The 23984-nt window shown below is 71.8% G+C and carries 19 protein-coding genes; 6 read left to right on the forward strand and 13 right to left on the reverse strand.

Features of this window, described 5'->3' with window-relative positions; genetic code table 11:
- The first annotated feature begins 121 nt into the window (after window positions 1–121).
- Entirely contained in the window at window positions 122–2200 is a 2079-nt protein-coding gene (locus K8556_RS36085) for a S46 family peptidase (RefSeq protein ID WP_223744668.1), read from the forward strand.
- 3 nt (window positions 2201–2203) lie between these two features.
- On the opposite strand, the gene K8556_RS36090 is transcribed toward K8556_RS36085, so the two are convergent.
- Window positions 2204–3025, reverse strand: a complete 822-nt coding sequence (locus K8556_RS36090; protein ID WP_223744669.1) for a hypothetical protein — start codon at window positions 3023–3025, stop codon at window positions 2204–2206.
- A 305-nt stretch (window positions 3026–3330) separates the two neighbouring features.
- On the opposite strand from K8556_RS36090, the gene K8556_RS36095 reads away from it, so the two are divergent.
- On the forward strand, window positions 3331–3942 hold the full coding sequence (locus tag K8556_RS36095; RefSeq protein WP_223744670.1) for an adenylate/guanylate cyclase domain-containing protein: 612 nt from the start codon (window positions 3331–3333) through the stop codon (window positions 3940–3942).
- A gap of 38 nt (window positions 3943–3980) precedes the next feature.
- A complete protein-coding gene (locus K8556_RS36100; protein ID WP_223744671.1) occupies window positions 3981–4631 on the forward strand; it encodes a glutathione S-transferase family protein in 651 nt (216 codons plus the stop codon).
- A gap of 1 nt (window position 4632) precedes the next feature.
- Here K8556_RS36100 and K8556_RS36105 read toward each other — a convergent pair whose 3' ends face one another.
- The 3 genes from K8556_RS36105 to K8556_RS36115 all read right to left on the reverse strand — a co-directional run bounded on the left by K8556_RS36105 (window position 4633) and on the right by K8556_RS36115 (window position 7653).
- On the reverse strand, window positions 4633–5232 hold the full coding sequence (locus K8556_RS36105) for an HAD family phosphatase (protein ID WP_223744672.1): 600 nt from the start codon (window positions 5230–5232) through the stop codon (window positions 4633–4635).
- 13 nt (window positions 5233–5245) lie between these two features.
- Window positions 5246–7138 carry a methyl-accepting chemotaxis protein gene (locus tag K8556_RS36110; RefSeq protein ID WP_223744673.1) on the reverse strand — a complete coding sequence of 631 codons (1893 nt, stop codon included), beginning with the start codon at window positions 7136–7138 and terminating at the stop codon, window positions 5246–5248.
- A 77-nt stretch (window positions 7139–7215) separates the two neighbouring features.
- Window positions 7216–7653 carry a host attachment protein gene (locus tag K8556_RS36115; protein ID WP_223744674.1) on the reverse strand — a complete coding sequence of 146 codons (438 nt, stop codon included), beginning with the start codon at window positions 7651–7653 and terminating at the stop codon, window positions 7216–7218.
- Between the two features lie 407 nt (window positions 7654–8060).
- Between K8556_RS36115 and K8556_RS36120 the strand changes: the two genes are divergently transcribed.
- Window positions 8061–9590 (forward strand): serine/threonine-protein kinase, encoded by a 1530-nt coding sequence (locus K8556_RS36120; protein ID WP_370640023.1) that lies wholly within the window; start codon window positions 8061–8063, stop codon window positions 9588–9590.
- On the forward strand, window positions 9559–10284 hold the full coding sequence (locus tag K8556_RS36125; protein ID WP_223744676.1) for a tetratricopeptide repeat protein: 726 nt from the start codon (window positions 9559–9561) through the stop codon (window positions 10282–10284). The genes K8556_RS36120 and K8556_RS36125 overlap by 32 nt, the downstream gene beginning before the upstream one ends.
- A 56-nt stretch (window positions 10285–10340) precedes the next feature.
- On the opposite strand, the gene K8556_RS36130 is transcribed toward K8556_RS36125, so the two are convergent.
- The 3 genes from K8556_RS36130 to K8556_RS36140 form a co-directional block, all read right to left on the reverse strand.
- A complete protein-coding gene (locus K8556_RS36130) occupies window positions 10341–10877 on the reverse strand; it encodes an FHA domain-containing protein (protein ID WP_223744677.1) in 537 nt (178 codons plus the stop codon).
- An 89-nt stretch (window positions 10878–10966) separates the two neighbouring features.
- Complete coding sequence (locus K8556_RS36135) at window positions 10967–11821, reverse strand: RimK family alpha-L-glutamate ligase (RefSeq protein ID WP_223744678.1); 855 nt, start codon at window positions 11819–11821, stop codon at window positions 10967–10969.
- Between the two features lie 76 nt (window positions 11822–11897).
- Window positions 11898–13511: a serine/threonine-protein kinase gene (locus K8556_RS36140; protein ID WP_223744679.1), complete on the reverse strand. Its 1614-nt coding sequence runs from the start codon at window positions 13509–13511 to the stop codon at window positions 11898–11900.
- A gap of 241 nt (window positions 13512–13752) precedes the next feature.
- On the opposite strand from K8556_RS36140, the gene K8556_RS36145 reads away from it, so the two are divergent.
- Window positions 13753–18363, forward strand: a complete 4611-nt coding sequence (locus K8556_RS36145) for an amidohydrolase family protein (RefSeq protein ID WP_223744680.1) — start codon at window positions 13753–13755, stop codon at window positions 18361–18363.
- Window positions 18364–18501: 138 nt separating this feature from the next.
- Here K8556_RS36145 and K8556_RS36150 read toward each other — a convergent pair whose 3' ends face one another.
- The 6 genes from K8556_RS36150 to K8556_RS36175 all read right to left on the reverse strand — a co-directional run bounded on the left by K8556_RS36150 (window position 18502) and on the right by K8556_RS36175 (window position 23918).
- Window positions 18502–19146 carry a TetR/AcrR family transcriptional regulator gene (locus K8556_RS36150; RefSeq protein ID WP_223744681.1) on the reverse strand — a complete coding sequence of 215 codons (645 nt, stop codon included), beginning with the start codon at window positions 19144–19146 and terminating at the stop codon, window positions 18502–18504.
- Window positions 19147–19165: 19 nt separating this feature from the next.
- Window positions 19166–20422, reverse strand: a complete 1257-nt coding sequence (locus K8556_RS36155) for a metallophosphoesterase (protein ID WP_223744682.1) — start codon at window positions 20420–20422, stop codon at window positions 19166–19168.
- A gap of 87 nt (window positions 20423–20509) precedes the next feature.
- Window positions 20510–21118: a hypothetical protein gene (locus tag K8556_RS36160; RefSeq protein ID WP_223744683.1), complete on the reverse strand. Its 609-nt coding sequence runs from the start codon at window positions 21116–21118 to the stop codon at window positions 20510–20512.
- A 257-nt stretch (window positions 21119–21375) separates the two neighbouring features.
- Window positions 21376–22428: an alpha/beta hydrolase-fold protein gene (locus tag K8556_RS36165; protein WP_223744684.1), complete on the reverse strand. Its 1053-nt coding sequence runs from the start codon at window positions 22426–22428 to the stop codon at window positions 21376–21378.
- A 21-nt stretch (window positions 22429–22449) separates the two neighbouring features.
- Window positions 22450–23358 carry a TIGR01777 family oxidoreductase gene (locus tag K8556_RS36170; protein ID WP_223744685.1) on the reverse strand — a complete coding sequence of 303 codons (909 nt, stop codon included), beginning with the start codon at window positions 23356–23358 and terminating at the stop codon, window positions 22450–22452.
- Window positions 23355–23918, reverse strand: a complete 564-nt coding sequence (locus K8556_RS36175) for a peroxiredoxin (protein ID WP_223744686.1) — start codon at window positions 23916–23918, stop codon at window positions 23355–23357. Before K8556_RS36175 ends, K8556_RS36170 begins: the two co-directional genes overlap by 4 nt.
- Window positions 23919–23984: the final 66 nt, after the last annotated feature.

The following is a 23984-nucleotide window of genomic DNA, read 5'->3' on the forward strand; positions in this document are numbered from 1 at the left end:
AGCATACCCCACGCTCCCGGGATGGGCTTGGAATACCCGGCGTCGCACGGGGTTGACGCTCGCCCGGCCGCATTGACAAAACCGGCCGCCCGTTTCCCCCAACCCCGAAGGAAGACTCCCCGTGTACCGCAGACTGCTCGCGCTTGGCCTGCTGTCGTCCCTCCCCGCCGCGGCGGAGGAGGGCATGTGGACCTACGACGCCTTTCCCGCCGCCCAGGTGAAGAAGGCCTACGGCTTCGAGCCGACCCAGGCGTGGCTGGACAAGGTGCGCCTGGGCTCCGTGCGGCTCGCGGGCGGCTGCTCCGCCAGCTTCGTGTCGCCGGACGGCCTGGTGATGACCAACCACCACTGCGTGCGCGGTTGCATCGAGGAGCTGACGACCGCGAAGGACGACCTGCTGGCGAAGGGCTTCCAGGCGAAGTCAGCGAAGGAGGAGCGGCGCTGTCCCAAGATTGAAGCCAACCAGTTGGTGGAGATGACGGACGTCACCGAGCGGATGAACGCGGCGACGAAGGGCCTGGCCGGCGCGGCCTTCAACACCGCGCTCAAGAAGGAGATGGCCGCGGTGGAGGGCGCGTGCACCACCGGCGCGGACGTGCGCTGCGACGTGGTGACGCTCTACAACGGCGGCAAGTACCAGCTCTACAAGTACCGCCGCTTCCAGGACGTGCGGCTCGTCTTCGCGCCGGAGTTCTCCATGGCGGCGTTCGGCGGGGACGCGGACAACTTCAACTTCCCGCGCTACGGCTACGACGTGTCCTTCGTGCGCGTGTGGCAGGACGACGCGCCGGCCAAGAGCCCGGACTACCTGCCGTGGGCGAAGGAGGGCGCGAAGGAGGGCGACCTGGTCTTCGTCTCCGGCCACCCGGGCGGCACGGAGCGCAAGAGCACGGTGGCGGAGCTGGAGTTCCAGCGCGACGTGGCGCTGCCCCAGACGCTGCTCCAGTTGGCGGAGATGCGGGGCGCGCTGCGCGAGTTCACCAGCGCGTCGCCGGAGCGCTTCCGCGTGGCGCGCTCCAGCCTGCGCGGCGTGGAGAACGGACTGAAGGCGCTGAAGGGCCGGCAGGAGACGCTGGCGGATCCGGCGGTGCTCGCGCGCAAGCGGCAGGAGGAGGCGGAGCTCAAGAAGCGCATCGACGCGAACCCCCAGGCGAAGGCGCTGACGCAGGGCATGTGGGAGGAGACGTCGCAGGCGCTGGACGCGTGGCGCCGGATGATGAACGACCACCGCATGAAGGGCGCGGGGGACGCGTTCCGCTCCGACCTGTTCTCCTACGCCCAGGCGCTGGTGCGCGCGGCGGATGAACTGCCCAAGGCCAACGCGGAGCGCCTGCGCGAGTACACGGACGGTCAACTGCCGGCGCTGAGGCAGCGGCTCCTGCGGGAGGCGCCCATCCCGGCGGAGCTGGAGACGCTGACGCTGACGTTCGGCTTCAACAAGCTGCGCGAGACGCTGGGCGCGGATGATCCGTTCGTGCGGCTGGTGCTGGAGAAGGAGGCCCCGGCGGACCTGGCGAAGGCGCTGGTGAAGGGCTCCAGGCTGGGCGACGTGAAGGTGCGCAAGGCGCTCTTGGAGGGCGGCAAGGCGGCGGTGGACGCGTCGAAGGATCCGATGATCGTCCTGGCGCGCAAGGTGGACGCGGAGACGCGCGCGTCGCGCAAGCGCTACGAGGACACGGTGGAGGCGGTGCTCAAGCGCAACGGCGAGCGGCTGGCGAAGGCGTACCTGATGGTGAACGGCACGGAGGGCGCCCCGGACGCGACGTTCACGCTGCGGCTCAATCACGGGCAGGTGAAGGGCTGGGATGACAACGGCAAGGCCGTGCCGGCGCTGACCACGTTCGGCGGCGCGTACGGGCGCGACACGGGCAAGGAGCCCTTCAAGCTGCCGGCGCCGTGGGTGAAGGCGAAGGGGAAGGTGCCGGACGCGACGCCGCTGGACATGGCGACGACCAACGACATCATCGGCGGCAACTCCGGCTCGCCGGTGGTGAACCGGGACGGGCAGGTGGTGGGGCTCATCTTCGACGGCAACCTCCCGTCGCTGGGAGGCCGCTACCTCTACGTGCCGGAGACGAACCGCGCGGTGGCGGTGCACGGCGACGGCATCATGGCCGCGCTGGAGCACGTCTACGGCGCGACCCGCGTGGTCCACGAGCTGAAGGGCGCGCAGGCGGCGCCCGCGGCTCCGGCGCGCTGAGGCTCAACGCGCCGAGGCGGAAGGAGACAGCAGCCCTTCCGCCTCCAGCGCGGCGCGCACCGAAGGGATGGAGCCCCGGTGCTCCTTGAAGCGCTGGAGGAACAGCCGCACCCAGTGCGCCGGCGGTTCCTGCTGTCCCCAGGTGCGGACGGCGTTGCCCCAGGGATGCCGCGTCAGGGTGTCCAGGAAGGGGAGCACGTCATGCAGGCCCAGCAGCGGCCGGTGCGGCGGAAGCCCCTGCCGGGGCCAGCACCCCTGGTTGCGCGGCGCGGATGCGGCGGTGTGGCGTCCTCGCAGGAAGCGGTTGAAGGTGCGGTGGCCCTCGGGCTCCTGGAGGAGCGCGCGCAGCAGTCGCGCCTGCTCCCCTCGATCCTCCAGGGCCCCCTTGCGCCACGCCTGCCTGCCCAGCCAGTAGCGATTGCGCCACGCCTTCTCGACGGGGTCCTCGAACGCGCTCGTGTGCTTCACGTGGCCCAGCGCGTGCTCACCGATGACGCCCTGGGGCAGCAGGCCGCGCACGTGGCTCAGGCGGGACTCTCGCGGCAGGTGGCGCGTGCGCGCGGTGGCCCAGCGGATGAACGGCATCACCTTGTCGCCAGCGCGCCGCCAGTCCACCTGCTGGCGGATGCGCGGCCCTTCCCACGGCGCGAGCGGCGGCACGTCCAACTCCACGTCGCCGAACCGGCTCCACCGCGCCAGCGCCAGGCGGACCTCCTGGCGGGCCGCGCGGTGGATGTGCTCACGCGCCTCGCGCGATGGCTTCCGGTGCTTCGACGGCAGCAGCGAGCGCGCCATCTGCCGGACCTTCTCGTCTGAGTGGATCATCGCGCGTGGACCTTTCGTGGCCGCGCGGACGTGGCGCGCACCCATCACCTGACTCGCACTGGACGCACTCCCACCGCATCGCGTCGGGTGCAGGACAGCCGCGGCACAGAACCTCCCGGGTGCTTGGTGCGTCGCGTCAGGAAGTCGTTACCGTGGAGTCGCGGACTTCAATCCGCCTCTGTCTTCGCACGGTTGCGTTCCCCGGAACGTCTTCCGTCCGGTCGCCTTCCTGGCGTGGTTGGGAGCCGGCGCCCGACGTGCGGTAGCATCGTGGTGTCTCACGCCGGGGGGAGGGAGGATGCACGATGGTGGTGGAGGCCCCGGAGCCCCGGACGATGTCGGCCATCATGTTCACGGACATGGAGGCCCCCGCAGGTCAACGCTGGCGAGATGAGTCGCTACAACAAGCGCTGCATGAAGAGCACGGCCAACTGGTGCGCGGGCTGCTCGCGCGACACGGTGGCCGCGAGGTGAAGCGGATGGAGGAGGGCGGCTTCCTCCTGGAGTTCGAGTCGGGCCTGCCCGCGGTGGCCTTCGCGCTGGAGTGGCGCGCCGCCGTGGATGCCCGCAACCGCGCCGTCCCCACCGAGCGCCGGATGTCCGTCCGCGCGGGCGCGCACCTGGGCATGGTGGTGCACCGCGACGGCGACGTGTTCGGCGAGGGCGTCAACCTGGCGGCCCGCATCGAGTCCCTGGCGCGTCCGGGCACCGTCTACGTCAGCGAGACGGTGGCCGCGCAACTGGAGGGACGGCTGAAGGCGCCCCCCGTGAAGCTGGGCCGCAACGAATTGAAGAACATCCGGCTGCCGGTGGCGGTGTTCCGCATCGACTCGCCGGCGGAGGGCCGCGACGAGCGGGCGCTCCTGTCGCGCGTGCGTTCACTGCTGGGCCGTAAGCGCGCGCGCGCGGACGGTTGAAGCTGACGGCCGGACGCGCGGCGGTATGGTGCCGCGCCATGTCCGAGCTCACCCTGGTCGTTGGTTCCAAGAACTACTCCTCGTGGTCGCTGCGCCCCTACCTGGCCCTGGCCCACACCGGCCAGCCGTTCCGGGAGGTGCTGGTGCCGCTGGACACGCCGGAGACGGCGGCGCTCATCGCCCTGCATTCGCCCAGCGGCCGGGTGCCGGTGCTCAAGCACGGCGACACGGTGGTGTGGGACTCGCTGTCCATCTGCGAGTACCTGGCGGAGGCCTTCCCGGAGGCGAAGCTGTGGCCGGAGGACCGCGCCATGCGCGCGATGGCGCGCTCGGTGACGTCGGAGATGCACTCGGGCTTCACGGCGCTGCGCACGAACCTCCCCATGGACCTCACCGCGCGCAAGACGGTGCCGGGGGTGGACGCGCCGGGCGTGCACGCGGACATCGCGCGCATCCAGGCGCTGTGGGCGGGCTGCCGCGAGCGCTACGGCAAGGGCGGGCCCTTCCTCTTCGGCGCCTTCTCCATCGCGGACGCGTTCTACGCGCCCGTCATCACCCGCTTCGTCACCTACGGCGTCCCGTTCCGCCCGGAGAACGCCGCGTACCGCGACGCGGTGCTGGGCCTGCCCGCGATGCTCAAGTGGACGGAGGCCGCCCAGGGCGAGCCGCCGCTCGCGCGCTACCGCTAGCTCACAGCCCCAGCGACTGGAGCCGCGCGTCGAACGCGGGCGCGTCCGTGAAGACGAACCCGCGCAGCCCCAGCGCGCGCGCCGCGTCCACGAACTCCGGCAGGTCGTCGAAGAAGACGGCCTCCTGGGGCGCGCAGCCCGCCTCCTGGAGCGCGAGCTGGTAGATGGCCGGCTCCGGCTTCACGTGCCCCACCTCGCAGCTCATCACCAGCGCGTCGAAGCGCTGGAGCACGGGCAACAGCGGCTTCAGGTAGGCCACGTGCAGCGCGTTGGTGTTGGACACCAGCACCAGCTTCACGCGGCCCGCCAGCCCCTCCACGCGCGGCAGCACCGCGTCGTGCACCTGGAAGTGGCTGCTCCAGAGGGGCGCGAACTCCTCCATGGGCAGGTCCACGCCCAGCGCGCCGCAGACGTCCCGGCGGATGCCCTCCGCGTCCAGGAGGCCCCGGTTCGCCGCCGTCCAGCCCGCGCCGGTGAGCCGCCTCGCGGCCTCCTGGGGCTCCAGCCCGGCCCGCGCGGCGAGCCTCGCGAAGAGCAGCGCGTTGTCGTGGAACACCAGCACGTTGCCCAGGTCCAGCAGCACGGCCTTCACAGCGGACACGGTGGCTCCTGTTTCAGATGCGGTAGGCGCGCGCGACGCCTTCCATCTGGCTGGCGACTTCCTGCAGCCGCTTCGCCGCGCCGGTGGTGGACTTCAGGCTGGTCTGCGTCTCCGTCATCATGGAGGACAAATCCGTCACGGCGCTGAAGATCTGCGCGATGCCCGCGTTCTGCTGGTTCACCGCCCCGGCGATCTGCCGCGCCGCCGCGGCGTTGTCCTGGACGATGGTGGCCAGCTCCTTCAGGTGCTCGCCGCTGGTGCGCACCTGCTCCAGGCCCTCCGCGACGCTGGAGTGGCTCTGCTCCGTCATCTTCGCCGTGGAGATGATGGCGTGGCCCAGGTCCCCCAGGATGTCGCGCACCTTCTCCGTGGCCTGGATGGACTGGTCCGCCAGGTTGCGGATTTCGCGCGCCACCACGCTGAAGCCCTTGCCGTGCTCGCCGGAGCGCACCGCTTCGATGGCCGCGTTGAGCGCGAGCATGTTGGACTGGTCCGCCAGGTCCTTCACCGTCTGGGTGATGCCGCCAATCTGCTGCGTGCGCTCGTTGAGCTGCACGATGCGCATGGCCATCTCCCCGGACTGCTCGTGCAGCCCCTGGAAGCCGCCCAGGCTGTCGCGGATGGCGACCTCGCCCGCGCGGCCCACCTCCTCCGCGCGAGACGCCACGCCCAGCACCGTCTCCGCCTTCTCCGCGGCCAGCAGCGACGTCTGCTTGATCTCCTGCGCCGTCACCTGCGTCTCCTGGAGCGCGGCGGCCTGGCGGGCCACGTTGCGCTCCTGGACCTCGGAGGCGAGGTTCAATTCCGCCACGGTCTCGCTGAGGACGTGCGTGCCCTCCTGGAGGCTGGTGGCCGTCTCGCGCAGGTTCTTCATCATCTGCGCGAAGGCCTGCGTGAGCTCGCCCACCTCGTCCCGCCCCGCCTTCACCTCCATCTCCTGCGTGAGGTCGCCCTCCTTCACCACGCGGCGGACCACCTCGCCCAGCGCGCGCAGCGGCCGGGTGATGCCGCGCGCCAGCACCCACGAGCCCAGGCCCACCGCCGCCACGAAGAGGGCGGCCAGCCCCAGCACCAGCCGGCGCATCCCGTTGAGGGGCGCGTACGCCTCCGAGGGGTCCACCTGGGCGACGAACCTCCACCCGTCCCCCACGTCACGCACCTCCGCGCCGTTCACCGCCGTCACGGCCACGCGGCCCGCGTCGTCATGCGCGCCCTGGCGCGTGTCGAACAGGGGGCGGCCGTCCGCGCCCTGGATCTCCAGCGAGAAGCTGGCGTGGCCGCGCAACTGGGCGCGGGCGAGCGCGGGCTTCACCAATTCCCCCACCTGGCCCCAGTCGAACGCGGCGAGCAGCACGCCCAGCCGCTGGCCGCGCTCGTCCATCACCGGCACCGCCAGCGGCAGCACGTGCACGCTGTAGATGGGGTCCTCCGCCTCCACGCCCTCCGCGGTGGTGGTGCCGGACTGCGCCTTCTGGAACCACGGCGCCTTGCGCACCTCCTCCGCGCTCCCGGCGTACGCCTCGCGCAGCGCGGGCGTGCTGGCGGAGACCGCCGCGCCGTCGTCGCTGAAGAGCACGATGCCGTTGAGGGTGAGGTAGCGCCGCTGGAGCAGCGACAGCATCGCGTCGCTCGCGGTGGGGTCCTTCGTGCGCAGCGCCTGGCGCAGGACCGGGTCCTCCGCCCAGCTATGCGCGCTCGACTCGCGCTCCGCCAGGGTGGACTCCAGCAGGTCCTTGAACCCCTCCGCCTCCATGCGGAGCGAGGCGTCGATCTGCGCCTCCGTCTGCTGGCGCATCAGCTTGTCCTGCAAGCCGGTCAGGGCCAGCAAGGGCACGCAGGACACCAGGGTCATGTACAGCAGCAGCCGCCCACGCAGCGTCAGGGACGGCAGTTTGGAAGAAGGCATGGCACGCCGGCGCGAAGAGGAGGACCCGGATTCCTATACCAGAACCCGGGCCCTGAACCCCCTGGCCGACTGGCTGCCTACAGCACGGGCACCCGGTCAGGCAGCTCGCGCGCGGGCAGGCTGGAGTAGTCCGCGTCCAGGTCCAGCCGCACCCGCTGCTTCACGCGCGTGCTCAGGAGCCCCCGGAGCATGCCCAGGAACCCCGGCGGGGCCGCGATGACCACCTGGTCGAACTGGTGCGAGTCCACGCCCCTGTCCAGGCGGGCGGACAGCTCCCGGGCGAAGCGCTCGTGCTCCAGTTGGCGCCGGCCGTCCGGCTCGTTCTCCGGCACCGGGCCGTGCAGCGTGCCCGCGTTGGGGTTGTCCGCCTGGTTGAACAGGTCGACGGGCTTGGCTCGGCTCTCGTCATGTTGGAATTGCTCGATGAGGTCCCACTTCTCCGCCTTCGCATCCGTGGCGAAGAGCCGGGCGCGACTCGCGTTGGCCACCAGGATCCAGAGCCTCTTGTCCGCCATCTTCACGCCTCCTTGTCTCTTGAGGGATGCGGAGCCCCACGGGCCCCGGCAAGCTTCCCCCAGCGAGCCGACTCCCCGTCGCGCGCAGCCCAGGCGGCCCGCCCGCCGCTTCCTTTGTGGAACAGGAACACTCCGCGTGCCCCCCGGTGCTGACGACCTCCGACCACGTTGACCCGCCGCATCCAAGCGGCGACCATCGTGCGCCGGGGGATTTGGACGGGAGTGGGCTGTATGGAGAAGTATTTCAATGTCCGTGGACTCACGGTGCGCGGTCGCCGCACATGCCACCTGTCCACGCGGCGCACGGCGGGTGAATCGTCACGTGCCGAAAGTTTTTCCACTTCTCGCGCGATAGATGCCCTCCCCTGGGTTGCAGGGTCGCCCCGTCATGGAAACCTGATCCCCCCATGGGCACCGACGACCTCCTCGCTCACACAGTCCTGTCCGAATCGGGTGACGCCGTGACCGACGGTGGCGGAGCGCCGCTCGTGATGTCTCCGAGCGGACAGGAGGCCCAGGAAGGGGCGGTGCTGGGCAACTACCAACTGGAGAAGCTCCTGGGCGAAGGGTCCATGGGGCGCGTGTTCCAGGCGCGGCACGTGCGGCTGGGCCGCCAGGTGGCGCTCAAGGTGCTCAAGCCGGAGCACGCGCGGGACAGCTCGTTCGTGCAGCGCTTCTTCCAGGAGGCGCGCACCGTCAATCAGATCAACCACGAGCACATCGTGGAGGTCTTCGACTTCGTGGACGAGTCGCCCGACGGGCACGTCTACTGCGTGATGGAGCTCTTGCGCGGGCAGAGCCTGGCGGCGCTCCTGAAGGAAGAGGGGCTGACGCTGGAGCGCGTGCAGCGCATGGGCGTGCAGGTGTGCGCGGCGCTGGGCGCGGCCCATCAGGTGGGCGTGGTGCACCGGGACATCAAGCCGGACAACCTCTTCATCACGCAGCGCTCCGGGCAGCAGGACTTCGTGAAGGTGCTGGACTTCGGCGTGGCGAAGCTCATCACCACGCAGACGGGCGTGAGCCTCACCGGCACGCTGGACGGGACCATCATCGGCACGCCGGCGTACATGGCGCCGGAGCAGGCCGCCGGGCTGCCGGTGGACGCGCGCGCGGACATCTACGCGGTGGGCAACATCCTCTACGAGATGCTCTCCGGCCACCCGCCCTTCCAGGCGCCGGCCTTCGGGCAACTGGTGGTGCAGATCATCACCCAGCCGCCGCCGCCGCTGCCGTCGCACCTGCCCTCGGGCGAGCGGGTGCCGCAGGAGCTGGCGCAGTTGGTGATGCGCTGCCTGGCGAAGGAGCCGGAGGGCCGGCCGCAGCAGTTGGCGGAGGTCACCACGGCGCTGCTCCTGATGCCCACCGCGCCGGATCCGGAGCCGCGCACGGAGCCGCTGGTGGAGGAGGCGGAGCGGCCCACCCTGCGCATGCGCGTGCCGGGCCTGCTGCGCTCCCGGCGGCTGCAGGTGTCCGTGGGGCTGGCGGCGCTCGCGCTGGTGTCCGGCCTCACCACGTGGACGGGGCTGCACTCGATGCGCGCGTCCCGTGCCGGACAGGCTCCGGAGGCGGTGGCGTCCGCCTCGGAGGCGGCCGGGCAGGGGACGCCGGTGGCGGGCGCCGCGGACGCGGTGACGCTCACGGTGCACTCGTCGCCGCCGGGCGCGAAGGTGGTGCGCGTGGACACCGGCGAGGAGCTGGGCGTCACGCCGCTGACGAAGGCGCTGAGCCGGCAGGCGGTGCCGCCACAGTTGCGTGTGGAACTCGCGGGCTACGTCCCGCTGGAGCGGGCGGTGGAGCTGAAGCAGGATGCCGCCGCCGCGGAGCTGACCGTGCCGCTCGTCAAGGCGAGCGCGGGACCGCGCCGCGCCCCCGCGCGTGCGCCAGGCCGCAAGGGAGGAAGCCGGGATGCGGTCATTGATCCGTTCGCGTCGCATTGAGCCCAGGGCCCTGAGCCTGGCGCTCGCGCTCGCGCTGGGGACGCCGGTCCCGGCGGTGGCGCAGGACGCGGCGGCGAGCGCCACGGAGGACGCCGCGCGGGAGCGGTTCTCCGAGGGCAACCTGGCGTACGACCTGGGCGAGTTCGACCGGGCGCTCAAGGCCTTCAGCGAGGCGTACCGCCTCAAGCCGCTGCCCGCGTTCCTCTTCAACATCGCGCAGTGCCACCGGCAGTTGAAGAACCCGTCGCGCGCGGCCTTCTTCTACCGGCGCTACCTGTCGCTGTCGCAGGAGGAGCCGGCCAACGCGGACGTGGTGCGCGAGCTCATCGCGGAGATGGACACCCAGGCCCGCGTCCAGGAGGAGCAGCGCCTTGAGCGCGAGCGCTTCGCCAGGGACCGCGAGCTGCAGAAGGCGCGGGAGCAGGCCGCGCTGGCGGAGGCGCGCGCCAACGAGGCGAGGCTCGCCGCGAATCCGCCCGTCGCGCCGGAGCAGAACGGGGCCTCCCAGGCCCTGGCCCTGCAGGTGCCGGACGCGTCCGTGAAGGCGGCGGAGGCGGGCCCTTCCAAGCCGTGGACGCGCCGCTGGTACGTCTGGGCGGGCGCGGGCGCGGTGGCGGTGCTCGCGGGCGGCGCGGTGTGGCTCGCCACGGCGCCCAATCCCCGGGACACGACGCTCGGCACCGTGGGTCGGTAGGCGGCTTCCCGGAGCCGCCAGGGCGGTCGCGACACGCCCGGCGGAGCGGCGGGCCTTCAGCGCGGTGGCAGTGGCGTGGCGGCCTGCGCCAGCACCTGCGCGGCGATGCGGCCGATGCGCGCGTGGAACGACGGGGCGTCGTGGAAGGTGAGGCGCACGTCGCCCACCTTCAGCTCGTCGCCCGTGCGCAGCAGGCGCGGCGCTTCCGCCTCCAGCGCCTCGCCGTTCACCGTCACCGGCCGGGACTGCGCCAGCCGCTCCACCTTCCAGCCGCCGTCCGGCGTGGAGTGCAGGGCGAACTGCTCGCGCGACACCGTGGCGTCGTTGACCACGAAGGTGTTGTGCGACGCGCGCCCCAGCTTCAGGGGGCCGCGGTCCGCCACCCCCATCAGCTCGAAGCACAGCGCGTCGCCCGCGGGCAGGCAGTCGCGCAGGTCCATCATCGGCAGCCGCGTGGCCGCCACGTTCTGCTCCTCGGGGACGTTCCACGCGCCCGCCTCCCACACCAGCCAGGCGTGCGGGTACTTGGCGTTGAACTTCTCCTGGAGTGCCATGTGCTGCCGGATGAGCAGCGAGAGCAACAGGGCTCGCATGGCCCAGTCATAACCCCATCCGCCGCTTCCGCGTCGCCCTGACGGCTCCACAGGTGTCCACGAGTGGGCGAATGGGCGGGCCCGGAAGGCTACAACCGGGCAACGACGGCCTTGGCCATCCGCTCCGCCGCGCCCGCGTCCATGGGCAGGAAGAGGCACGGCTCCGTCACCTCCACCTCCTGCAGCCGGGTGCGCCCCTCGTTGTCCGTGGCCACGTCCACGCGCGCGTACAGCAGCCGGGCGCCCCCGGACGCCTCCATCACCTCGTGCGCCATCCGCGCCTCCGCCGCGTCCTCCGGCGTGAAGCCGTGCGGCTCCGCGAAGCCCCGGGGCGCGGTGGTCAGCGTGGGCGGGCGGCGCACCGCGTGGCTGAAGACGCCGTTGAAGAAGATGTACGAGCGCTCGCCCTCCGTCTCGAAGGCGCGCAGGTAGGGCTGCACCATCACGTCGCCCTCCTTCGCCAGTTGGGCCACCTGCGCGCTCGCGTCGTCCCACTGCTCGCGCCGGACGATGAAGACCTTGAGCCCGCCTGCGGCCACCGCGGGCTTGAGCACCACCGCGTCCCAGCCGCGCTCGCGCGCCGTCGCCGCCACGTCCAGCGTCCCGCCGGGCGGCACCCAGACGGTGGGCGTCAAGGGCAGGCCCCGCGCCTCCAGCGTCTTCAGGTAGCCCTTGTGCGTGTTCCACCGGAGCACGTCCGCCGGGTTGAACAGCCGCGTGACGCCGCCCACGCGGTCCGCCCAGGCGATGAACTCCTCGCGGCGCAGGTGGCTGTCCCAGGCATTGCGCACCACCGCCGCGCGCACGCGGCCCCAGTCCACGGAGGGGTCGTCCCAGATGACCGGCCGCGCGTCCAGGCCCAGCGCCCGGAGCGCGGGCACCAGCGGCGCGTCCAGCGGGTTCAACTGTGGCAGTCCGGCGTAGGTGATGACGGCGATGTCCAAGGCGGCGGGCTCCAGGGGATGGGAAGCGCGCCGCCTTCTAACGCGCTCCCGCGCCCCGCGCAGCCGCGCCCCGGGTTCAGGCCGAGCGCGCCAGCGGGGGATTCGGCCTCCCCACGGCCGCCGTCTCCACGGTCTCCTGCGTCAACTGCTCCGCCAGCGTCTTCGCCTCGCGCACCACCCGCGCCAGCTCCGCCTGTCCGTGCGGGAAGGGGGCCGCGGGGCCGTCCAGCGCCAGCAACTGCTGCCGCAGCGCCGCGCCGTTGGGCGTGCGCTTCGCCGGGTCCTTCTGGAGCAACTGCATGACGATGAGGTCCAGCGCCAGCGGCACCGCGGGGTTGAGCTGCGAGGGCGGGACGACCTCCTGGTCCACCGCCGCGCGCAGGAGCACCTCCTCCGAGTGGCCGCTCAGCGCGCGCCGGCCGGTGAGGGCCTCGTGCAGCGTGAGCCCCAGGGCGAAGAGGTCCGCCCTCCCGTCGATGTCCTTGCCCATGGCCTGCTCCGGCGCCATGTAGCCCAGCTTGCCGCGCACGCTGCCCGCCACCGTGAGGTTCGCGCGCACCGCGTCCCGCGCGATGCCGAAGTCCGACAGCTTCACCTCGCCAATGCGCGACACCAGGACGTTGGGCGGGTTCAGGTCGCGGTGGACCAGCCGCAGGGGCACGCCGTCCGCGCTGGTGCGCCGGTGCAGGTAGTCCAGCGCGGACGCCAGCTCCGCGGTCAGGAACGTCGCGGCGGCCAGGGGCAGCGGCCGGCGGTTCTGGGGCTTGAGCAGCGCGCTCAAGGGCAGTCCGTCCACGTACTCCATGGCCAGGAAGTACGTGCCGCCGTGGCGCCCCAGGTCGAACACCTGGACGATGTTGGGGTGGTAGAGCGACGAGCACAGCTCCGCCTCGCGCCGGAACATGGTCACGAACGCCGCGTCGTCCGCGTACGACGGCAGGATGCGCTTGAGCGCCACCTGCTTCTCGAAGCCGCCCTCCGGCGAGTACGTGGCCCGGTACACCTCCGCCATGCCGCCCGCGCCCACGCGCTCGTGCAGCACGTACTTGCCCATGACCTCCTGCTCGCGCAGCGCCGCGAGCGCGCTCCGCGTGCGCTCCAGGAAGTGCCGCGCCAGCGTCGCCGTCAGCGCCCCCGTGGCCACGAAGAAGAACGCGCGCACGCAGATGAACAGCGGCGCCAGCGTGACGAGCGGCTCCTCCGGCAACAGCGGCCGCACGAAGCCGAAGTAGAGCGCCAGGTACTCCGTGGCCACCAGCGCGCCCGCGGCCAGCCCCAGGCGCGGGTTGCTGCGCAGGCCCGCCAGCGTCACCAGCGTGCCCCAGATGACCAGCGTGGGCGCGGTGAGCGCGTAGACCGGGCCCTTGAAGTGCAGGTCGAACGCCAGCACCACCGCCGGGATGCTCACCTCGATGAACACGTTCAGCCACGGGATGGCCGGGTGGAACGCGCCGGAGCGCAGCACCCACCACATGCAGCCGTAGTAGCCCGACAGCACCGTGGACAGCCCCATCAGCGCCAGCGTCAGGTCCCAGCCCATCGCGGGCCCCAGCGCCGCGGCCACCACCACGCAGATGGCGGACAGGATGCTCATGAAGCGCGCCACTGACAGCTCCCGCGCCTGCGCGTCACGGCGCAGGTGCGCGTCCAGGAAGCGCGACACGGTGCTGGATGGATTCCGGGTAATCATGTCCCCCCCACTCTAGAACGTGGCAGGACGCGTCATCCGCCTGCTCCCCCACACGTTGGGTGTGTTCCTACCATACCTCCCGCCACACGGTAGACCCTTGGGGCCCCACGAAGTGGACTTCGGGGGTCAGGTATCGCTGAAATGTTGCACCCCCGTTCCACGCCGCATGCGAGGCACGGCGGGCTTTCCTCGTCGCACCTTGTTCCTTTCATCACGGCACTGCCTTCGGGCAGGAGGCTTCATGCGCAGCTCCCCCCGTCTATTGCTCGCCGCCCTGGGCGCGGTCCTTCTGTTGGGCAGTGCCTGTAGTTCCGATCCAGAGGTCAACGCGGTCTGCGGTGACGGAAAGAAGGAAGGCGCCGAGCAATGCGATGACGGCAACACGGTGGGCGGGGACGGGTGCGAGGCGAACTGCACCCTGCCGGGGACGAAGTGCGGCGACGGCGTCCTGGCGCCCCCGGAGGCGTGTGACGACGGCAACACGGTGGGCGGCGACGGGTGCGAGGCGGACTGTACCGTCACCCCCACCCAGATGACCCAGTGTTGGCCCACGATTCCCGCGCCGCTGGCGAACGGCGCCACCTGCGAGGTGACGAAGGCGGGCACGGCGGGGACGCTCCTCACCGGCATCGTGCTCAAGGACGGCGAGACGCTGGCGGGCGGCCAGGTGCTGGTGGACGCCCAGGGCGTCATCACCTGCGCCGCGTGCGACTGCTCGCAGGCGGCGGGCGCCGCGGAGGCCACGGCGGTGATGTGCCCCCGGGGCGTCATCTCCCCGGGCCTCATCAACCCGCATGACCACATCACCTACCCGGGCGCGCCGCAGGCGAGCACCAGCGCGGAGCGCTACGAGCACCGCCACGACTGGCGCACGGGCAACAACAAGCACACCCGGCTGACCAACCCGTCCAACTCCAAGGCGGACGCCATCCGCTGGTCGGAGCTGCGCCAGGTGATGGCGGGCACCACCTCCATCGCGGGCGCGGGCGGCCAGGCCGGCTTCCTGCGCAACCTGGACGTGGGCAACAACAGCGGCGTCCCGCTGCAGGAGGGCCTGGCGGAGCCGTGGGCGGACTCGGACACCTTCCCGCTGAGCGACAGCAGCGGCACCACGCTGACGGACTCCTGCTCCTACGCCTCGTTCCCGTCCTCGGCCACCCTCACCAGCCGCATGTCCGCGTACCTGCCGCACATCGCGGAGGGCATCGCCGCCACGGCGCAGAACGAGTTCCGCTGCCTGTCCACGGGCGCCGGCAACGTGCTGTTCCCGCGCTCGGCCATCATCCACGGCGTGGGCCTCACCGCGGCGGAGATTTCGCAGATGGTGGCGCACGGCACGGGCCTGGTCTGGTCGCCGCGCTCCAACATCTCGCTGTACGGCGACACCGCGATGGTGACGACCTACAAGCGCATGGGCGCGTCCATCTCCCTGGGCACGGACTGGATCCGCTCCGGCTCCATGAACATCCTGCGCGAGCTGCGCTGCGCGGATCACCTCAACACCACGCGCTACGCCAAGACGTTCACGGACGAGGACCTGTGGCGCATGGTGACGACCAACGCCGCGGACGTGGTGGACTTCTATGAGCGCGTGGGCCGCATCGCGCCGGGCAAGATGGCGGACCTGGCCATCTTCCGGGTGGGCACGAACATGGCCTCGCCCTTCCGCGCGGTCATCGCCGCGGAGCCGGCGGACGTGGTGCTGACGATGCGCGGCGGCAAGCCGCTCTACGGCGACCAGGCGCTGGTGAACGGCCTCAAGGGCGCGGACACCTGCGACACGCTGACGGTGTGCGGCGCCCAGAAGGCCGCGTGCGTGAAGTCGGAGATTGGCAAGACGCTGGCGGAGTTCCAGGCCTCCCCGGACACGCAGGGCCTCTACCCGCTGTTCGCGTGCGGCACCCCGGAGAACGAGCCCACCTGCGAGCCTTCGCGCAGCGCGGTGAACACCACCTTCCCGGTGGCCGCCGTCAACGGCTCCACCGTCTACACGGGCGTGGCGAGCGCGGCGGACGCGGACGCGGACGGCATCGAGGACGCCGCCGACAACTGCCCCGCCATCTTCAACCCCGTGCGTCCCATGGACAACGGGCGGCAGTTGGACACGGACGGCGACGGCGTGGGTGACGCGTGCGACCCGTGCCCCCTGGAGGCGGGCACCACCGCGTGCCAGGCCTTCCGCGGCGAGGACGACGACCACGACGGCGTGCCCACCTGGAAGGACAACTGCCCCTTCGTGGCCAACGCGGACCAGAAGGACACGGACGGCGACGGCAAGGGCGACGTGTGCGACGGCTGCCCGAATGACGCGGCCACGTGCGAGGTCGCGGACCCGTCCGACTTCGACTACGACGGCATCACCACCCCCACCGACAACTGCCCGCTGGTGGCCAACCCGGACCAGAAGGACACGGACGGCGACGGCGTGGGCGACGCGTGCGACGCGTGCGGCGGGACCATCACCGCTGGCGTGTGCGTCACCTCCGTCTACGACGTGAAGACGACGCCCCGCTTCGGCAACCTGTCGCTGGTGGGCAGCAAGGTGGCGGTGGACGACGTGGTGGTGACCGCGGTGGATGCGAAGGCGACGAACGGCTACTGGGTGCAGGTGGCGAACTACCCCTCGGGCCAGGGCGCGGACAACTCCGGGCTCTTCATCTACAGCGCCAAGGCCGCGGTCGCGGTGGGCGACAACCTCCGCGTGGAGGGCACGCTGACGGACTACTTCGGCCTGCTGGAGGTGGTCGACGCGAAGGTGACGAAGCACAGCGCGGCCAACCCGCTGCCGGCCCCGGTGGTGGTGCGCACGGAGGACGTCCGCACCAACGGCCCCCGGGCGAAGGCGCTGGAGGGCGCGCTGGTGGAGGTCCGCGACGTCTTCACCACCCGCCTGGAGAACACCAAGCGCGAGTTCATCGTGGACGAGAACAAGGCCGGTGACCCGGCGGCCTCGGGCCTGATGGTGGCGGACCAGGCCTTCGCCTACCCCACGCAGGTGCTGGGCAAGGAGTACACCGCGCTGCGCGGCGTGCTGAACTTCACCTTCAGCGACCACAAGCTGCTGCCCCGGAGCGCGGCCGACATGGTCATCCCGCTGCCGCCGCTGCCGGCGCTGACGGGCTTCACGTCCGGCGGCTTCGCGCGCGTGGGCGGCGCCCAGGCGATTCCCCAGCCCCTCACCGTGACCATGGCGAACGCCTACCCGGTGGACGTCACCGTGAACGTCACCTCCAGCGACGCGGCGGCCCTGGCCGCGGTGGGCGGGCAGGTGGTGATTCCGGCGGGCCAGACGAGCGCCACGGTGGCGCTGGACGCGAAGGCGCAGGCGGCCTCGGTGACCCTCACCGCGACGCTGGGCGCGTCCTCCCAGACGGCCACGCTGCGCGTGCTGGGTGCGACCGAGGCGGCCATCGCCACGGACCTCACCCCGGCGACGCAGGGCATCGCGCAGGGCGGGACCGCGCGCTTCACGGTGACGTTCGACCGGCCGGTGCCGGCGGGCACCACGCTGGACGTGACCGTGGCGCCCGCGGGCTTCGGCACCATCACGGCCCAGGCCGTGACGGCGGACGCGCTGACGGCCACCTTCGACGTGACCGTGGACGAGGCCAGCACCGGCTCCGGCACGGTGACGCTGGGCTCGCTGAGCGCCACGGTGAACGTCATCACGGACGTGCCGCGGCTCGTGTCGCTCACCCCGTCCACCGCCACGGTGAACGCGGGCGCGGCCCAGATGTTCACGGTGACGCTGGAGTCCGCTCCGGCGGAGCCCGTGCAGGTGCTGCTGGCCCTGGCCTCGCCGGCCACGCCCTTCGGCGCGCTGTCCGCCACGTCGGTGACGGTGGGCGTGGGCCAGACGACGGCGACGGTGACGTTCACCGCCGCCGCGGACGGGGAGGGGACGGGCGCGGTGTCCGCCTGGCTCAACGGCATCACGCGGTCGGCGGAGCTGACCGTGCTGCCTCCGCCCGCGAAGCTGGCCACCGTCACGCCGGACACGGTGACGGTGACGGTGGGCAAGACGCAGACGTTCACCGTCACGCTGGACCGCAAGGCCCCCGCGGGCGGCGCGGCCGTGGACGTGGCGTTCGCGCCCGCGGAGCTGGGCTCGCTGTCGGCCTCCACGGTGACGGTGCCGGAAGGCCAGACGACCGCCACGGTCGTCTTCACCGCCACGGAGGCCACGGGCGCGGGCCAGCTCACCGCGTCCTACCAGGGCGTGACGAAGCAGGCGGCCGTGACGGTGGCCGCGGTGCAGGGCCACGTCGTCATCAGTGAGATCTCCGGCCAGGGCCTCACCGTGAACGCGGACGACTACATCGAGCTGTACAACCCGACGGACGCCGACGTGAACATCACCGGCTGGAAGCTGCTCTACCGCACGGCGAACACCACCAGCACGACGACGAACTTCACGGTGCTGGCCACGCTGCCCGCCGCGACCATCAAAGCCCACGGCTACTACCTGGTCGCCGCCAGCGGCTACTCCACGTCGGCGGTCCCCGCGGACCACTTGTGGGGCAACACGGACATCTCCGGCTCCACGGGCAACGTCCGCCTGGGCACGGCGGACGTGACGGTGGACCCCACGTCCGCCACGGGCGTGGTGGACACCGTGGGCTTCGGCAATGGCCGCACGGTCGTGGAGGGCGCCGCGGCCCCCGCGCCCGCGGGCAAGGGTGGCAGCATCGAGCGCAAGGCCCGGGCGACCTCCACCGCCGCGACCATGGGCGTGGGCGGCGCGGATGAGCTCGCGGGCAACGGCCAGGACTCCGACAACAACGCGGCGGACTTCCTGCCCCGCACCGAGCGCCAGCCGCAGAACTCGTCGAGCCCCACCGAGATGCCGTAGTCCCGGCACCCCGCCCCGCTCTCCTCACCCGGGGGGAGCGGGGACGAAGGCCTCCCTGAAATGAGAACGCCCGGTCCCCCCGCGTGGGGGACCGGGCGTCTGTTCTTCCGGGCCGCCCGGCCCGGTGGGCTCAGCGCCTCAGCCCAGGGGGCCGCGCACGTGGAGGCCGCCGGAGAGGATCATGTCCAGCGACGCCATCAGCGGGTCGTAGCTCACCATGCCGCGGTACAGGTTGTGGTGCAGCAGGATGCCCAGGTAGCCGCCCATCATCGTGTGGGCCATGTGCACCGGGTCCACCTCCTGCCGGAACTCGTTGCGCTTCTGGCCGTAGCGGATCATCCCCGCCAGCACCGCCACGTAGAGGGAGATCTTCTCGCGCAGCGCCTCCGCCACGCGGTCGTTGGACTCCGCGGACTCGGCGGACAGCATCCCGAAGAAGATGCCGTATTCGCGGTGGTAGCGCAGGAACTGCGACGTGCGCGACACCACGAACACCAACTGCTCCCGGCCGGACAGGACGCGGCGCTCGGCGAGCAGCGGCGCGAACTCCATCAGGTAGCGCTGGTGCAGCTCATCGATGGCCGCCAGCAGCAGGTCTTCCTTGGTGGGGAAGTGCCAGTAGAGCGCGCCCGGAGTCATCCGGATGGCCTTCGCCAGGTCCGACATCGTCGTCGACAGGTAGCCCCGCCGGGCGAACAACGTGATGGCGGCCTCCAGGATTTCGACCCGCGTTCGCGCGGCCCGCTCCTGTTTGATTTCGCGCTTCGCAGGTTCCTTGCTCATTTCCAGGTAAATCTACACCTCACGCCAGGAGCGTCACCTTAACGATTTCAGACGGAGCGGCGACGCGCAGGGGCGGGCCCCAGAAACCGGTGCCCCGGCTGACATAGAGGTGCTTGTCGCCGTCCTGGAAGAGGCCGGCGTCGTGCTTCCAGATGGCGGAGACGGCCACGGTGAACGGGAAGAACTGCCCGCCGTGGGTGTGGCCGGACAACTGCAAGCCCATGCCCGCCTTCGCGGCGACATCCCAATTGGATGGTTGGTGCGCGAGCAGCACCGCGGCGCGGTCCGGCTGGCGGCCCTGGAGGGCGGCGTCCAGGTTGTAGCCCCGGGGCCCGCTGCGCATGGACCAGTCGTCCACGCCCACCAGGTCGAACGCGCCGCCCGCGTCGCCAATCGTCACGTGGCGGTTGCGCAGCACGTTGACGCCCAGCCCGGTGAGCGCGTCCGCCCAGGTGCTGGCGTTCCAGTAGTACTCGTGGTTGCCGGTGATGAAGTGCGTGCCCGCGCGGGCCTGGAGGTTCTGGAGCGCGGCGACGGAGTGGCGCAGGTCCGCCACCGTGCCGTCCACCAGGTCGCCGGTGATGGCGACCAGGTCCGGCTTGAGCGCGTTGGCCCGCCGCACCAGCTCGTCCATGAAGCGCCGCTGGATGACGGGCCCCACGTGGATGTCGCTCATGTGGACAAGGGTGAAGCCATCCAGCGCCCTGGGCAGGCCGGGCAGCCGCACCGCGATCTCGTTGACCACGGGCGGATGGAAGGCGCTCCACATGCCGTAGCCCGTGAGGCCGCCCGCCGCGAGCACCGCGCCGCCCGCGGTGGCCCGGGCGAGGAACCTGCGGCGCTCTTCATCCACGGGGGGCACGTGGGAATGCGCGGGCGGCACGGTGACGGCCAGGTCCGCCAGCGACGGCGGCGCGGCGGGGTCCGGCGCGGGCGTGGCGAGCGGCGCGGCGACGCCCCGGTGGCCTCGCGTGCGCGCCACGAGCCAGCGCACCGCGCCCAGCAGCACCAGGAAGAGCAGCAGGTAGACGGCGACGCCCATCCACGTCCACGCGAACACCGCGACGATGAACGCGGAGGGGATGATGCGCGTCACCACCCAGGACAGCAGCAGCGGCACGCACAGCGCCGTCAGCAGCACCTTGCCGGCCGCGCGCCAGGCTCGGCTCGTGGACGTGTCACGGAAGAGGCGCCGGTACAGGTAGACGTGGACCCAGACCGACGCGACGCTGACGAGGAGGATGAACAGGATGATGCGCAACGGGCTTTCCACCATGGGAGGCCCATCCTCGCGCGCGCGCGCCCCGGCGCAACCGGCATGCGCGTGAAGAAGCGTGAAGCGGGCCGGGAGCCCGGCGCCCTGTTACTTCCGGGTGGTGCCCAGCGCGGCGCCGATCTGCTGCCACTCCTGGGCGTAGGTGCCACGGGAGAAGGCGCGCAGGTCGTCGCCGGTCACCGTGCCCCGGGAGAGCGCCGTGTCGAGCGCCTTCACGATGGCGTTCTTGTGCGGCTGCTCGACGTACGGGTTGTCCTCGCGGAAGACCTCGCCGAAGAGCGTCTCCAGGCGGCCGTCCTGCTTCAGCCGCTCCACGATGCGGTTCTGCGACACGGGCGCGTCCGCGTGCGCGTGCAGCATGGCGGAGGCGATGCCGCTCTGCGCGTCCGCGTCCGGGAACTCCTCCAGCAGCCCCAGCTCCATGTCCGCCTGGGCGATGGACTCCGCGTCCGCCGGCGAGGGCGGGGCCTTCACGGCCGGCGTCTGCGCGGGCGTGGGGCGGGAGGAAGCAGGGGCGGGGCGCGCGGGCTCGAAGTCGCTGCGGCCCTGGAAGGAGCGCACGTTGGCGTTGGCGGGCGTCCGGCCCTGCGCGGCCCCCGGCTTCGTGTCGCGCGTGACGTCGCTCCGCTCGGACCGCTCGAACTCCGAGCGCTTCGGGGGAAGGGACGGGCGATTGCCACCATCGACGCGAGACATGAGGGGACTCCAAGCGCGGGGGAAGGCCCGTCGCGGTACTCGCGCCGGGTTGCGCACCTACATCCGTTATCGGTCCGTCCTTCCCCCGGGTTGCGTAGCCCCCCGGTCCACAAGCCCCGCCCGGCCGCCCGCCTGCCGCGTCACGGGCCCCTCCCAATCCTGGATCATCCAGCCTTGGCCGCCTTCTGGATGAGCCAACCCCTTGATTCCAGGGGGCTTTCATCCCGGACGGAAATCCGGCGCTTCGCCGCGATGCGTCACCCGGCGGGCGAGAAGATTTCTTCCAGGCCGGCCGGGAGGCTCGCCTGCCACGCGGGGTAATTATGGCCTCCGCTGTAGGGCCGGTACGTGGCGCGGTGCCCGGCCGCCTGGAGGAGGGGCAGGAGGCGCTGGTTGCCGTCCTGGAGGCCCTCGAAGCGGCCGCAGTCCATCCAGACGTGGAGCGGCGGCTGGCCAGTGCGCCGGGCCAGGTCGAAGACGACCATGTCGGTGCCTTCGATGGAGAAGGCGCCGGACTGGGACAGGACGCGGCCGAAGACGCGCGGCAGGCGCTGGGCCGCGTAGAGCGCCATCAGGCCGCCCAGCGACGAGCCCAGCACCGCGTGCGCGCCCGGCGTGCGCTGCTCGTCCACCAGCGGCAGGTGCTCGCGGGCCAGCGGGAGCACGCGCTGGTGCAGGAAGGCCACGGTGGCCTCGCTGCACGCGTACTCGGCGGTGCGGGCCGGGCCGCCGTTGGACACGAAGGCCATGGCCACCGCGCGCATGCGGCCCGCGGCGACGAGGTTGTCCACCACCCCGGGCAGTTGGACGCGCCGGAGGTAGTCGTCGCCGTCCAGCACCACCAGGAGCGGCACGGGCCCCTTCACGGGCGGCGCGTAGAGGGCCACCGCGCGCTTGGTGCCCACGGCCCACTCGTGCGTCGCCACCGCGTGGCGCGTCACGCGGCCCTTCGGCACGTTCCGGATGCGCCTGCCTGGCGGGGTCGCCTCGCCCTTCGGCATCCAGAAGCAGTGGTTGAAGCCGCCGAAGCCGTTGTCGGAGCGGCGCGGGTTGAAGGCGTCGCGCACGCGGCGGCCCTTCGCGTCCTGGAGCGCGTATTCGACGTAGGCGTCCTCGGGCAGCGCCAGCGAGCGCGCCCACAGCCCCTTGCCCACGCGCTCCAGCGGCAGGGGCGTGCCGCGCCAGTCCTGGAAGTCCCCCTGGAGGAAGACGGGGCGGGGGCCCTTCCACACGAAGGTGGCGGTGTCTCCGTCGATGAGCGGCGTGCCCTCCTTGCGCGCGCGGGCTTCCAGCGTCCGGGTGTCGTCCATGCGTGGCTCGCTCCGTGGGGGTCAGGGGGACAGCAGGTCGCGCAGCGCGCCGGTCAGGTCGGGGTGGCGGAACTGGAAGCCCGCCTCCAGCGCGCGCCGGGGCATCACCCGCTGGCCCTCCAGCGCCACGCGCGCCATCTCCCCGAAGCGCGCCCTGAGGACCAGGCCCGGCACCGTCAGCGCCGCGGGCCGCTCCAGCACCGCGCCCAGCGTGTGCGCGAAGGTCGCGTTGGTGACGGGCTCCGGCGACGTGGCGTTCACCGGGCCGGACAGCGTGGGGTGCTCCAGCGCGAAGCGCATCAACTGGAAGAGGTCTTCCCTGTGCACCCAGCTCACGTACTGCTGGCCGTGGCCCACCTTCGCGCCCGCGCCCATGCGGAACACCGGCAGCATCCGGTGCAGCACGCCGCCCGCCGGGTGCAGCACCACGCCGATGCGCAGGCGCACCGTGCGGATGCCCGCTCCTTCCGCGCGCAGGGCCTCCGCCTCCCAGCCCTGGCACACGTGGGCGAGGAAGTCGTCGCCGGGCGCGTCCTCCTCCGTCAGCGTCTGCCCCGCCCGGGCGCCGCCGTAGAAGCCCACCGCCGACGCGCAGACGAAGTGCCGCACGGTGCCCGCCTGCTTCATGGCCTCCACCAGCACGTGCGTGCCCTCCACGCGGCTCTGGTGGATGCGGTGCTTCGCCTCGTGTGTCCAACGTTGGTCCACCGGCTCCCCGGCCAGGTGCACCACCCCTTCCGCGCTCGCGAGCGCGTCCGGCGACAGCGGCGTGCTCCCGTCGAAGTAGGAGCCCGTCACCCCGGCGGGCAGCCGGCCGAGCGCGTGTTCCACGCTCCGGCTGAGCACGTGCACCGTGTGGCCGGCCTCCAACAAACCTTGAACAAGGCCTGGACCGAGGAAGCCGGTGGCGCCCGTGCAGGTCACCCTCAAGGGTGGACCTCCTTCTCCCGCTCCGCGGTCAGGTCCTGGCCCACCAACTGGCTCAGCGCGGTGAAGAAGCGGGCCTGCTCCTCCGGCTTCATGCGGCCGGAGTGGCGGTAGACCGGCGTGCCCTCCGCGTCCAGGAGCATCACCGTGGACGTCTTGGTGGGCAGCTTCAGGGGCGCCTGGCCCAGCGTGCCCTTCAGGTCCACCAGGATGGGCACGCCTGCCTTCTTCTCCTCGTCACGCACGTACGACAGGGCGATCTCCCGCGCGGGAAAGAAGTCGTACTTCTCCAGGTTCGCCACCGCGACCACGAACGCGCTCTCCAGCAGGCCGCGCTCGCGTCCCCGGTTGAACAGCTCTGCCTTCAACGACGCGTTGAGTGTCGTGGAGTCCTTGTCCTCGTAGAAGAGGATGACGGGTTTCCCACGCCAGCGCGCCAGTTGGGTCCGCTCTCCACTGGAGGTGCTTAACGTCGCGTCCACGGGCTCCGGCTCCGGAGGGGCGCCGCCCGCGCTCCCCGCCGCCAGGGTCACCGTCAACGCGCCTGCGATCCACGCCTTCATTGGGAGTCTCCGTGTACAAGGTTTTTGCAAACCTTAGACATAGCCTTGACAATCTCTGGACGCAAA

The sequence above is a fragment of the Corallococcus sp. AS-1-12 genome (genome assembly GCF_020036995.1).
Taxonomy (GTDB): domain Bacteria; phylum Myxococcota; class Myxococcia; order Myxococcales; family Myxococcaceae; genus Corallococcus.

Bases quoted from the DNA above. Each gene is read 5' to 3' on its own strand.
- K8556_RS36090 (WP_223744669.1), bottom strand. From the start codon at position 3,025: ATGATCCACTCAGACGAGAAGGTCCGGCAGATGGCGCGCTCGCTGCTG.
- K8556_RS36095 (WP_223744670.1), top strand. From the start codon at position 3,331: ATGGTGGTGGAGGCCCCGGAGCCCCGGACGATGTCGGCCATCATGTTC.
- K8556_RS36100 (WP_223744671.1), top strand. From the start codon at position 3,981: ATGTCCGAGCTCACCCTGGTCGTTGGTTCCAAGAACTACTCCTCGTGG.
- K8556_RS36110 (WP_223744673.1), bottom strand. From the start codon at position 7,138: ATGCCTTCTTCCAAACTGCCGTCCCTGACGCTGCGTGGGCGGCTGCTG.
- K8556_RS36115 (WP_223744674.1), bottom strand. From the start codon at position 7,653: ATGGCGGACAAGAGGCTCTGGATCCTGGTGGCCAACGCGAGTCGCGCC.
- K8556_RS36120 (WP_370640023.1), top strand. From the start codon at position 8,061: ATGGGCACCGACGACCTCCTCGCTCACACAGTCCTGTCCGAATCGGGT.
- K8556_RS36125 (WP_223744676.1), top strand. From the start codon at position 9,559: ATGCGGTCATTGATCCGTTCGCGTCGCATTGAGCCCAGGGCCCTGAGC.
- K8556_RS36130 (WP_223744677.1), bottom strand. From the start codon at position 10,877: ATGCGAGCCCTGTTGCTCTCGCTGCTCATCCGGCAGCACATGGCACTC.
- K8556_RS36140 (WP_223744679.1), bottom strand. From the start codon at position 13,511: ATGATTACCCGGAATCCATCCAGCACCGTGTCGCGCTTCCTGGACGCG.
- K8556_RS36145 (WP_223744680.1), top strand. From the start codon at position 13,753: ATGCGCAGCTCCCCCCGTCTATTGCTCGCCGCCCTGGGCGCGGTCCTT.
- K8556_RS36150 (WP_223744681.1), bottom strand. From the start codon at position 19,146: ATGAGCAAGGAACCTGCGAAGCGCGAAATCAAACAGGAGCGGGCCGCG.
- K8556_RS36155 (WP_223744682.1), bottom strand. From the start codon at position 20,422: ATGGTGGAAAGCCCGTTGCGCATCATCCTGTTCATCCTCCTCGTCAGC.
- K8556_RS36160 (WP_223744683.1), bottom strand. From the start codon at position 21,118: ATGTCTCGCGTCGATGGTGGCAATCGCCCGTCCCTTCCCCCGAAGCGC.
- K8556_RS36165 (WP_223744684.1), bottom strand. From the start codon at position 22,428: ATGGACGACACCCGGACGCTGGAAGCCCGCGCGCGCAAGGAGGGCACG.
- K8556_RS36175 (WP_223744686.1), bottom strand. From the start codon at position 23,918: ATGAAGGCGTGGATCGCAGGCGCGTTGACGGTGACCCTGGCGGCGGGG.